This is a genomic window from Psychromonas ingrahamii 37 (assembly GCF_000015285.1).
Taxonomy (GTDB): domain Bacteria; phylum Pseudomonadota; class Gammaproteobacteria; order Enterobacterales; family Psychromonadaceae; genus Psychromonas; species Psychromonas ingrahamii.
Genome location: NC_008709.1, coordinates 4,087,515 through 4,100,433 on the forward strand (window position 1 = coordinate 4,087,515; position 12,919 = coordinate 4,100,433).

The 12,919-nt window shown below is 41.6% G+C and carries 5 protein-coding genes; 1 reads left to right on the forward strand and 4 read right to left on the reverse strand.

Annotated elements, in window-relative coordinates:
- Positions 1-6: 6 nt before the first annotated feature.
- Positions 7-1,068 (reverse strand): AI-2E family transporter, encoded by a 1,062-nt coding sequence (locus tag PING_RS17100; protein WP_011771553.1) that lies wholly within the window; start codon positions 1,066-1,068, stop codon positions 7-9.
- 365 nt (positions 1,069-1,433) lie between these two features.
- Here PING_RS17100 and adhE point away from each other — a divergent pair, with 365 nt between their 5' ends.
- Positions 1,434-4,106 (forward strand): bifunctional acetaldehyde-CoA/alcohol dehydrogenase, encoded by a 2,673-nt coding sequence (gene adhE, locus PING_RS17105; protein WP_011771554.1) that lies wholly within the window; start codon positions 1,434-1,436, stop codon positions 4,104-4,106.
- Between the two features lie 177 nt (positions 4,107-4,283).
- On the opposite strand, the gene cls is transcribed toward adhE, so the two are convergent.
- The 3 genes from cls to purL form a co-directional block, all read right to left on the reverse strand.
- Positions 4,284-5,762, reverse strand: a complete 1,479-nt coding sequence (cls, locus tag PING_RS17110) for a cardiolipin synthase (RefSeq protein ID WP_011771555.1) — start codon at positions 5,760-5,762, stop codon at positions 4,284-4,286.
- 400 nt (positions 5,763-6,162) lie between these two features.
- Positions 6,163-8,832 carry a sensor domain-containing protein gene (locus tag PING_RS17115; protein WP_011771556.1) on the reverse strand — a complete coding sequence of 890 codons (2,670 nt, stop codon included), beginning with the start codon at positions 8,830-8,832 and terminating at the stop codon, positions 6,163-6,165.
- Positions 8,833-8,951: 119 nt separating this feature from the next.
- Positions 8,952-12,845 (reverse strand): phosphoribosylformylglycinamidine synthase, encoded by a 3,894-nt coding sequence (gene purL / locus PING_RS17120; protein WP_011771557.1) that lies wholly within the window; start codon positions 12,843-12,845, stop codon positions 8,952-8,954.
- Positions 12,846-12,919 lie beyond the last annotated feature (74 nt).

Consider the following 12,919-nt stretch of genomic DNA (forward strand, 5'->3'; position numbering starts at 1 on the left):
TTTTCATTATTTATTATCTTGTTGTTTGGTTGCTTGAAAATCTTCGAGTTCTTCATCGGAGCTTAATAAAATAGCAAACCAACGTCCCTCTTCACTATTTTCTAATGCTATTTTAAAAATCATGGTCAAAGGCACAGATAGTAGCATCCCTACCATGCCTAATAACCACCCCCAAAAAATTAATGACAGAAAGACCACCAGAGTTGAAAGCCCGAGGCTGCGGCCCATAAACCTAGGCTCAATGACATTCCCCATCAGCGTATTAACGCCAACAAACAAAGCGATCACCGCTGCTGCATAACCCATACCAAGTTGTAAAAAAGTTAAAATAACCGCTGGCACCGCCGCAATAATTGAGCCTATATTGGGTATATAGTTTAATAAAAAAGCCAGTAAAGCCCATAACACATAAAAATCGACGCCCATCAGCCATAAAGCAAAACCAATCATTAAACCGGTCATTAAGCTCATTATCGTTTTGATGGCCATATATTTATTCACTGACTTTAAAAAATGATCTAAGCGCTTTTCCGTTTTGACCGAGTCATCAAAAGCGATATGCAGTTTTTTGGCAAAACCACCACCTTCCGAGAGCATAAATACCACGGTTAATAACAACAGGAATACATTGCCCAACACGCTGCTGAAACTGCTTAACGTGCTTGTTACTAGGGTCATTATTTTTGCGGGATCAAAGTATTCTCGTACCGCGGTCATCGAAATAACAATATTATATTCACTCATTTTAGCAATGAACCATTGCAGTTCGACCGCAAATTGAGCTTCATAGGTAGGAATTGCCTCTCTAAAGCCATTAACTGCTGCACCAATAACGCCCCCAAAACCAAAAAAAATGGCAAAAATAAAGAAAATGACGCAGGCAATAGCAATACCCCGAGGAATTCTGCGTGCCGATAAAAAGTCAACGGCAGGATTACAAATAATAGCAACAAAGAGTGCCAGTAAAAAAGGCACAACAATAGGCGCCGCAACTTTTACACCGGCAAGTGAGATCACAATTGCAGAAAAAAATATTGCACTGCGCGCAAAGGAGGAGGCATTGGACATAGGATCTCTTTATGTTGACTTAAGCTAAAGTGATAGCTTATTACCGCTTGCTATAACAAGTAAAGACTTTCCCGCATTAAACATTTTTATCGCCAAAATAAGCGAATAAAATTTTCATGCTCCTTTTATTCGCGTGAAAACAACATTATTCAGGGCCGGTTGATCACTACAACGTGAATACCCTCACATTTTTAATATTTTAATAAATCGTTTTTTTCTGATCTTGATCAAGTCCCTTCATGCATAGGTTTCTATAATCAGCCATAGATTAGTTAAAAAGAGTTTTTTACTAAGACAGTATTTGCCATCGCGAGCGCCGTTTTATTAAAAAATTTTTAAACTTATAAATCTTTAGGAGAAATATTATGACAGTTAGCACTGTTGCTGATCTGGAAGCGCTGATTGCACGCGTCAAAGTAGCACAAGCAGAGTATGCAACCTTCTCACAGGAAAAGGTTGATGAAATATTCCGTGTCGCAGCCCTTAAAGTTTCAACACACCGTATTGAACTTGCAAAAATGGCCGTTAAAGAAACAGGCATGGGGATCATGGAAGATAAAGTCATTAAAAACCACTTTGCCTCTGAGTTTATTTATAACAGCTACGCACACACAAAAACCGTAGGTGAATTATCACGCAATGAATCTCTCAATACGGTGACACTTGCCGAACCGATGGGCATTATCTGTGCGATCATTCCAACAACTAACCCGACATCAACGGCTATTTTTAAAACGTTAATGGCGCTTAAAACAGGTAATGGTTGTATTGTCGCGCCGCATCCACGTGCTAAAGAATGTACAAACTACGCCGCTAAAATCGTTTTAGACGCTGCTGTTTCTGCCGGCGCGCCAAAAGATATTATCGGTTGGATTGATATTCCATCTATTGAACTGACTAATGCGATTATGAAACACAAAGATACTGCCATTATCCTTGCGACCGGTGGCCCGGGCATGGTTAAAGCCGCATACTCTTCAGGTAATCCTGCAATTGGTGTTGGCGCGGGTAATACGCCCGTCATTATTGATGAATCAGCTGATATCAAACGCGCGGTCTCTTCAATCTTAATGTCAAAAACATTCGATAACGGTATGATCTGTGCGTCCGAGCAGGCTGTGATTGTTGTTGAATCAAAATATAACGAATTTAGAGTGCGCCTTCAAGAATACGGCGCTTTTATACTGAATGCAGTTGATGCCGAAAAAGTAGCTAAAACGATGTTTATCGACGGCGCGCTTAACGCTAAAATTGTAGGTCAATCAGCCTATACTATTGCTAAACTTGCAGGCGTTAAAGTCCCCACTTCAACTAAAATTCTTGTGGGTGAAGGCCCTCAAGTCGTCGTTGAAAACATGTTTGCACATGAAAAACTATCTCCAACGCTAGGTCTATTTAAAGCTACAAATTATGAAGATGCGGTCCGTCAAGCTAAAATCGTTCTAGAGATAGGTGGTGTTGGTCACACAGCCGCACTATACACAGACCAGGATGCAAACTCGGATTGTATTGATAAATTTGGCCTTACCATGAAAGCCTGTCGTATTGTGATTAACTCACCAACATCGCACGGTGGTATCGGTGATATTTATAACTTTGGTTTTGCACCTTCAATGACCTTAGGTTGTGGTACGCACAGTGGTAATGCAGTGTCAGAAAATGTAGGTCCGCAACATCTAATCAATACTAAAAAAATTGCGAAGAGAGCTGAAAATATGTTGTGGCATAAACTACCAAAATCTATCTACTTCCGTCGTGGTTGTTTACCTATCGCACTGACTGATTTAGAAGATAAAAAACGTGCAATGATAGTAACGGATGGTTTTCTATTTGCTAACGGTTACGTGGATGAGTTACGTTCAATCCTTGAAAGTAAAGGGATGTTAGTTGAAATCTTCCACGAAGTTGAAGCAGATCCAACCCTTGCCATTATCAAAAAAGGGGCGGCTGCTTGTAATGTCTTTAATCCAGACGTTATTCTTGCTGTCGGTGGTGGTTCACCCATGGATGCAGCGAAAATCATGTGGGTTCTATATGAGCACCCGTCAACTGATTTTGAAGACTTATCAATGCGCTTTATGGATATACGTAAACGTATCTACAAATTCCCTAAAATGGGTGTTAAAGCGGATCTCGTCTGTATTACAACGACTTCTGGTACCGGTGCTGAAGTCACCCCTTTTGCCGTTATAACCGATGAAAAAACCGGTAAAAAATACCCATTAGCCGATTATGAACTAACCCCCAGTATGGCAATTGTTGATGCAAATCTAGTAATGGACATGCCGAAATCTCTCTGTGCATTCGGTGGTTACGATGCAGTAACACATGCGATGGAAGCTTATGTTTCAATACTTGCTAACGAGTACTCAGATGGTCAAGCACTACAAGCGCTTAAACTATTAAAAGAGTACCTGCCAAGCTCTTACCATAACGGTAAAAATGATGCAGTGGCGCGTGAAAAAGTACATAACGCAGCCACTATCGCGGGCATGGCGTTTGCTCAATCATTCCTGGGAGTGTGTCACTCTATGGCGCATCAAATTGGTAATGAATTCCATATTCCACACGGTTTAGCAAATGCATTGTTAATGACCAATACTATTCGTTTTAATGCAACGAATAACCCAACTAAACAAGGCACGTTCTCACAATACGACCGTCCTAAAGCACGTGCTCGTTACGCAGAAATTGCTGACCATTTAGGTTTCCGTGAAGGTAACACTGAAGCTAAGATTAAGGCACTGCTAACTTGGTTAGATGAGTTAAAAGTTGAGTTAAATATTCCCCTTTCAATCCAAGACGCGGGGGTTAAAGAAGATGACTTCCTGGCGGCAGTTGATGCGCTAGCAGAACAAGCCTTTGATGACCAATGTACTCCGGCTAACCCGCGTTACCCTCTTGTATCTGAGCTTAAAGCGGTACTGCTTGCTTCTTACTACGGCACAGATTACGTTGATGTAATGGATGCACCTGAAGTTGAAATAGTTGAAATGCCTAAATTAGTAAAAGAAGAAAAAGTAAAAAAAGAAGCTTAATTCTTTTTCGTTACTAAGTGAATATAGAGAGCCGGCTTAATTGCTGGCTTTTTTATGCGCTGAGCTTCGGATGTAGGCTATCGGCGGTAAGCTGTCGGTTGTCGGTTGTCGATTGTCGGTTGTCGGCTGCGAGTCTTCGAGCTTCGACTGACGGCTGACGGCTTTCAAGCCTTCGAGCTATAAAAGCGGACTAAACAGGTACATAACACTTTCTAATAGGCGCTTGTGATAACTTCGCTTCTGCCAATCTTCCAGTATTAAAGGATCTGATAACAATAAATAACGCATTTGCAGCTGCAATAATTCGTCGGCAAAAAAATCATTATCAACCAACATCGTCATTTCAAAATTTAACCAAAAACTACGGCGGTCTAGATTAACCGTTCCTAATAAAGCAATTTTTTCATCAATAACAATACTTTTACTGTGCAGTAAACCGCCATGGAATTTATATATTTTCACCCCCGCAACCAACAACTCCTCAAAAAAGGCCCGTGATGCGTAATCAACCATAAAGGAATCATTTTTAGCCGGCAAAATCACTTTGACATCAACACCACGCAGCGCGGCCACTTTTAATGCTTCATGCAAACTCTCATCGGGAACAAAATAGGGAGTGGTGAGCACCAAACTATATTTAGCCTCATAAATAGCGATTAATAAAACTTGATAGATACTCGCTTCACCAAACTCAGGCCCCGATGGAATAAGCTGCACATTTTGATCCCCGGCGATGGCAAAACTATCGGCATAAAGTTTTTGAAAAGGTAATTTAACGTTAGTTTCCAAATACCAATCCCAGACAAACAAACTTTTCATCAACTGCACGATAGGCCCCTCGCAGCGCACCATCATATCAACCCATTGACCGATATTTTTCTCTTTTTTAAAGAAAGCGGGATCAACTAAGTTCATACTGCCGGTATAAGCGACATGATCATCAATACAAACTAATTTGCGGTGTAAACGTAAGTCTTGACGCTGAAAGAGTAATCTAAAAGTACCCACAGGTAAGGCTTCACAGACTTCAACACCTGCCCCTCTAAGCCTCTGCGATTCTGTAGAGTTAAAGAAATCATGGCTGCCAACAGAATCAAATAATAACTTACAGCTCACCCCCCTGCGCGCGGCGCGCATTAATGCATCTAAAATATTATTTGCCAACCCTCCCCCCGAGCAGATATAAAACATTAAATAACAGCTGTGCCGGGCTTGCTCAATACAATCCGCCAGCTCCGTTAAAATAACGTCAGTAGAGGATAATAAGGTGAGTTTATTGCCAGCCATCATCGGCATTTGGCTACCAAATTCAACAAAATGTTTAATCGACGTCACAGCGCTGGAAATTTGTTGATCAGATAAGCGATGTTCTGTCACTTCATCTGCGAGCCAGGTTTTAAATAACCCCGCCATCTCAAGGCGGCGCTTTTTTCTCTTTTTACCTAAATTGAGCTGGCCAAAAATATAATAACTTATCATGCCCACCATAGGTAAAGCGTAAATAAGCAGCAACCATGCGAGAGAAACGCCAATGGGTTTGCGTTTAATAAGAACACTTAATGAGGTCAGTATCACCAGCGTTATATATATAAAAGCGGTCAGTCCAACATACAAGGAGTTATCTGACCAGTTCGTTGTAAATAAAGAAGTGTCCATATGGCAAGTTCTTAATGGAAAAAATAACGTTAGCTTAAATGACAGCGTACGACAACTTTTATTGCGAGAGAGTCGATTTAAAATACTATGATTATTTGTGTTTATTGCAACGCAGGTAAAAGGTCGCTTCCGAGGCGCTCATCTCTTTTTCCTGAAAAACGTTTTCTTGTCCTGCATCGGCTGGAAATTTTTTCTGTTCGGCATTATAAGCATAATACGACCATCTTTAGAGGTCAGATCAGTAATAGCAATCAGCATAGTTAAATCTGACATAGTTGAATCCGACATAGTTGAATCTGTTATCGCATTTAAAACAACAAATAAGTCTAACCTTCACTACCCCCTAGCAGACAAACCACCGCAAGCAATCAAACTGGAAAGTGAATTTTAAAAGCAATGATTATTTGCGTTTATTACAACGCAGGTAAAAGGTGGCTTCAGGGGTACTCATCACTTTTTCCTGAACAAAGCTTGCTTGTTCGGCATTATCGAGACCATCACTAACGACATTAAGACTTAAACTGCGGGCAAAAAATTTAAAGCATTGTAATTGTAGCTCACTCGCCAAAATTCCTGATCCACTGTTAATCTGCGAGTCTGATATTTTTAAGTTTTGAACACCCAGGCGATGAATTAAATCAATAACATTAGCGTCTATGCCTAAATTTGTTATGGTTAATGTAATGCCCATTTTATTAAGATTATCCAAATTCGACAGAATATCTGTTGAGGCGTGCTGCAGAACAGTCTTATCCACTAAAAATTCAAGCTGCCCGGTTGAACAGCCGGTTTCTTTTAAAATTGTTTGCAGCTCGGCAATAAAACTAATTTGTGATAATTGTATAGTGAATAGATTAACCGCAATCCGGCCAAATTTAATCTCCGATTTTTCCCAGATAACCGCTTGTAAAGCAGCTTTATGAATTATTTCCCAACCTATGGGAACTAATAAATGACTCCCTTCAGCCACACTCAAAAAGCGCTCCAGCGTTAATATTCCACGCTTGGGGTGGTGCCAATGCAGTAAACCTTCCAGCGCAACAATTTGACGGTTATTAAAATCATATTGCGGCTGATAATACATAACAAACTGCTCTGACAATAATGCCTGCTGTAACTCTTGTTCTAATGCAAACTCTTTATTCAAACCAACCGTCAAGCTGGCGGTATAAAAATTGAATGCTGCGCTTCTGTCGCTTTTTCCACGCTGCATCGCATCTTCAGCATTTAGAAACAGGGTACTAGCCTCCATCCCATCATCAGGGGAAAGACTGATACCAATACTTGCGCTAAGATTTGTATAACTGTTTTCTATAAGAAACGCGCGGCTAAACTGCTCGGCTATTTTATTCGCAACCATAGCAGCATCGAATTCATTGACTAATTCGTCGATAATAATAATAAATTGGTCATTACCATAACGACCCAAGGTATCTTTTCCGGAAACACAGCTTGTTAGACGCTCAGCAACCTCCTTTAAAACCTTATCACCGGCATTATGACCATAGTTATCATTAATCGCCTTAAAATCATCAATATCAATTAACATCACCGCCACTGCGCTGTGCAGATAATTGGCGCATGTTATTATATCTTCCAGCCGGCTAAACAGTGAAATTCGATTACGTAATCCAGTTAACGGATCCTGTTTTGATAAAAAGCTAATTTTTTTATCTGTTACTTGAAAGTGCGTTAAATCCGTATAAGAATAGACTCGGTCAACGCTGTTTTCCTCTACGTGTTCGACCGCATAGACCTCTAACCAGGCATAATAAACACTACCATTCTTAGTGCGATAGGTAATATCTCCCTGCCAGAAACTCTCTGTCTCTAAAATCTGCTCAATATTTTTATAATACTCATCATTATAGTTATCAGAAGCCAATAAATTAATCTCTTCCGCTAACAGCTGGTCTTTACTATAGCCAAAAAGAAAACAGGCATGATCATTGGCTGAAATGATGTGACCATCGCCGTCGGTCACGATCAGCGCTTCTCTACTGTGTTCGAATACAACATCGGTAATTTGAAGACGCTTCTGCATTCTTAGCTGCTCGGTCAGATTCCGTCCAACCGTTGCGACCCCTTGTACATTTCCATCTTTATCCTGAATAGGTGATTTTTTTATTTCAAAAAAATAACATTCATTATTGTGCGCTGTAAAAAAACCCTTCCATGTATAAGGCTTATTATTTTTTATAATATATTTGTCTCGTTGTGCCGCTAATATTGCTTCATCTAATGGAAGAAAGGCAAACACAGTTTTGCCCACAAGATCCTTTTCCAAACCACCAGTAAATTTTTCATACTGCTTATTACAACTTAACAATAGCCCCTCTAAGTCTCTAAAAAAGATAATGTCCCGAGAAGTATCAGCAGTCGTACGCAGCATGACACGCTCTTTTTCTAATAAAGATTGTGACTTATTAAGCTCGGTGATATCAAAAACAAGTCCACTTTGAATGTCGCTGCTAGCGGCGCACTCTTTATGAAAGAGAAGATCACACTGTTCACCCACCGGATTAGTCCAAGTGTATTCATGTAAACAAACTTGATGCTCAATAAACATTTTTTGATCTATTTTGCCGATAGCATCCGTTAAGGGGGAATCCAATAGATCAGCTAATTTTTTTCCAATAACTTGATTCGGTGTTAGGCCAAGCAGCTCCGAAAAATGGCGATTACAGGCTAAATATTGCGCTTGTTTATTTTTAAAATAGATAGGAATACTAAGAGACTCTAAGACGACTTGAACCTCATCAGTAAAAATATTTTCAAGGTCAACGGATAATCCGGTCTCTTTGGGTTGGTCATCTGGATTCAGGTAGGTTGTCTTTAATAGAGGAAAATCTGCTTTGATTTTATCTTTTATTTCTAAATTAATGGGGATTTCTGAAATAAGGTGGCTAACGCTATTTTCCGATAAGGTCAGGAAGAGTTTCTCTCCACTCACTAAATGAAAAACTTGATAGTTATCTGTTTTTTTATCTGCAGCAAATGAGTTAAAAAATGCCTCAGCAAGGGGAAGATTTTGCCCCAGATATAATACATTTCCAATAGAATTAGACAAAAAAAACCTTACTAAAAAAAACAATCACCATTAAATCAATAAGTAAAGTCTAATGCAAGTGCAAAAGAGAGAACTTAAGTTCTCCCTTTTGTTTTCTGTGCAGTTAGGTTGGTTTTTGTTTAAGCTAACTGCTTACGCGCATTTCTAAAAATCCGCATCCATGGGCTATCTTCCTGCCACTCGTCGGGGTGCCAGGAATTTGCAACCGTTCTAAAGACTCGCTCAGGGTGAGGCATCATAAGCGTAACACGACCATCCTTAGAGGTCAGACCCGTAATACCATTGGGCGATCCATTCGGGTTAGCAGGATATTGCTCGGTATGCTCACCATAGTTATTAATAAAGCGCAGGGCGACTGAGCCACTTGCTTCAATGGCCTTTAAATGCGCTTGATCTCTGACTTCAACACGGCCTTCCCCATGTGAAACAGCAATCGGCATCGTTGAACCCGCCATCTCATTTAAAAATAATGAATTACTTTTTTGCACTTCAACAAGGCTGAATCGTGCTTCAAAACGTTCTGAGTTATTACGCACAAAACGCGGCCATAAATCAGAACCTGGAATTAATTCATTGAGGTTTGATAACATCTGGCAACCATTGCATACACCTAAGGAAAAGGAGCTCTGACGCTCAAAGAATGTCTGAAATTGATCCCGTGCTCGAGCATTAAACAAAATTGATTTAGCCCAACCTTCTCCCGCCCCTAATACATCACCGTAAGAGAAACCACCACAAGCAACTAAACCTGCAAAGTCAGCAAGCTGCACATCACCCGATAAAATATCGGTCATATGAACATCTATCGCCGAGAAACCAGCACGATTAAAAGCAGCCCCCATCTCCTGCTGTGAATTGACTCCCTGCTCCCGCAAAATAGCCATGCGCGGTAACACACCCGTTGCTATATAGGGAGCTGCAACATCTTCATTAATATCAAAGGTTAAGTTCGCACTTAAACCGGGGTCATTATCATCTAATTTTTGCTCAAACTCCTGTAAGGCACATTCAGGGTTATCACGTAACGCCTGCATTTTATGAGTGGTTTCTGCCCAAATTCCGCGGAATTCGGTACGTGAACCGACCAGCACGTCATTTCCATCACGGGTAAATTCGATTTGATCGCTATTATTAAGCTTACCAATGACCATTGAATTTGACGCCAAACCATGGCCTGCTAGAGTATTTAATACCGCTTCTTTATCTTCAGCGCGCACCTGAATAACAGCTCCCAATTCTTCACTATAAAGCGCACCAAAATCATCACTGCCAAGCTGATCCAATCTAACCGTCACACCGCAATGCCCGGCAAAGGCCATTTCTGTAATGGTCGAGAATAAACCACCATCACTGCGGTCGTGGTAAGCAAGCAACTTACGCTCTGCCACTAAGGTTTGCAGTGCATTAAAGAACCCTTTTAGCTGTCCGGGACTCTCAACATCGGGGGTCGTATCACCCAGTTGTTTATAAACCTGTGCCAGTGATGAACCACCCAGGCGGTTTAGACCGTTACCTAAATCAATCAGGATAAGGCTGCTATCCTCATGTTCAGTACACAACTGCGGAGTGACCGTATTACGAATATCTTTGACTGCACCAAATGCGGTAATAATTAAGGACAGAGGAGAGATAACTTCTTTATCGATATCCCCTTCCTGCCAGCGTGTTTTCATCGACATTGAATCTTTACCCACTGGAATAGCCAATTCCAGCTCAGGACAAAGCTCTTCACCAATCGCTTTAACAGCAGCATATAAACCCGCATCCTCGCCGGGGTGACCCGTTGCCGACATCCAGTTAGCAGAGAGTTTAATACGTTTAAAATCGCCAATATCAGAACAAGCGATATTAGTGATTGATTCTGCCACGGCTAAACGTGCTGAAGCTGCAAAGTTAAGCAGAGCAACAGGTGCACGCTCCCCAATGGCCATTGACTCGCCAAAGTAAGTATCGTAACTCGCGGCTGTTACCGCACAGTCAGCCACCGGCACCTGCCAGGGCCCAACCATTTGGTCACGAGCAACAAGACCTGTCACACTGCGGTCGCCAATAGTGATTAAAAATGTTTTTTCGGCAATCGACGGCAAGCGCAGCAGACGCTCAGCCGCATCCTTAAGACTTGCACCCGATAAATCCAGGGCTTCACCCCGTGCGGTTTGGGTGGTCGCTTCACGATGCATTTTAGGCGCTTTACCTAATAACACTTCAAGCGGCATATCGATTGGATAGTTATCAAATTCTGAATCATGCAGAGTTAGCTGCATTTCTTTTGTGGCATCACCAATAACCGCATATTCAGCACGCTCACGTCGACAGATAGCTTCAAAGACGGCGAGGTTTGCAGGTTTAACGGCCAACACATAACGTTCTTGAGATTCATTACACCAGATTTCGTGAGGCGCCATGCTTTTTTCATCGTTAGCAATAGCACGTAAATTAAATTTACCACCACGACCGGCATCATTAACCAGTTCAGGCATCGCATTAGAAAGACCGCCCGCCCCAACGTCGTGAATAAATTGGATTGGATTATCTTCACCCATCTGCCAGCAACGGTCGATAACTTCCTGACAACGGCGTTCCATCTCCGGATTTTCGCGCTGCACAGAAGCAAAATCTAAGGCTTCTGAAGAAGAACCTGAATCCATTGAGGAAGCAGCACCACCGCCTAAACCAATGTTCATTGCAGGGCCACCTAAGACGATTAATTTTGCACCGACCGGCACCTCTTTTTTCTCCACATGGCTGCGGCGGATATTACCCAGACCGCCCGCTAACATAATAGGTTTGTGGTAACCTCGAATCTCTAAACCGTTATGGCTTTCGACCTGCTCTTCATAGGTACGGAAATAACCGAGGATATTAGGGCGACCAAATTCGTTATTAAATGCAGCGCCTCCTAGCGGTGCCTCGAGCATAATATCTAATGCCGAAACAATACGCGCCGGTTTACCAAAATCCGTTTCCCAAGGTTGTTCGAATTCAGGAATACGCAAGTTGGAAACAGAGAAACCCACTAAACCTGCTTTTGGTTTCGATCCGATCCCCGTTGCGCCCTCATCACGAATCTCACCACCGGAGCCTGTTGCAGCGCCGGGGAAGGGAGAGATAGCCGTTGGATGGTTATGGGTTTCAACTTTCATCAGAATATCGATATATTCATGGTGATAGCCATATTCGCGCTCATCAACACTGGGAAAGAAACGACCCGCTTTTTCTCCGGCCATTACCGCTGCATTATCTTTGTAGGCAGATAATACAAAATCAGGCATTTTTTCGTGCGTATTACGGATCATTTTGAACAGAGATTTAGGCTGTTTTATGCCATCAATAGTCCAATCTGCATTAAATATTTTATGACGGCAATGCTCGGAGTTTGCCTGTGCAAACATCATTAATTCAATATCATTGGGATTACGACCCAATTTAATAAAATTTTCTACCAGATAGTCAATCTCATCATTGGCCAATGCAAGGCCCAAGCTTTTATTGGCAACTTCAAGGGCACCGCGCCCACCGCCTAATACATCAACACTGTTCATTTTAGCGGGAGACCCTTTTACAAACAAGGTGTTGGCATCGTCAAATGAACTCAGCACAACTTCCATCATACGATCGTGCAATAAAGCAGATAATGTTTTAACTTGATCATTGGTGAGTGCCGACGTCGTTTCAACGTAATAAGCAATACCACGCTCTAACCGTGCCACTTTTGCAAGTCCACAGTTATGGGCGATATTAGTCGCTTTTGAGGACCAGGGTGAAATGGTGCCCGGACGAGGTGTAACAAACAGTAACTTACCTAGCGGCTCATGCTCTGCAATTTTAGGCCCGTAAGTTAATAGTTTTTGCAGTACCACTAACTCTTGGTCATTTAAAGTCTCAGTTAAATCAGCTGCATGCATATATTCCGCATATATATCTTTTACAGGTAGATTTAATGCCTCACAGTTTTTTAATAACTGATTAACACGAAATGTCGATAAGGCGGGAGCCCCACGCAAAATTTCCATAGGTAATTTCTCTCATAAGATAGATAAATGAACTTGGGTTACGCCAATTACAACGAAAAAGTGTTACAGTTAGG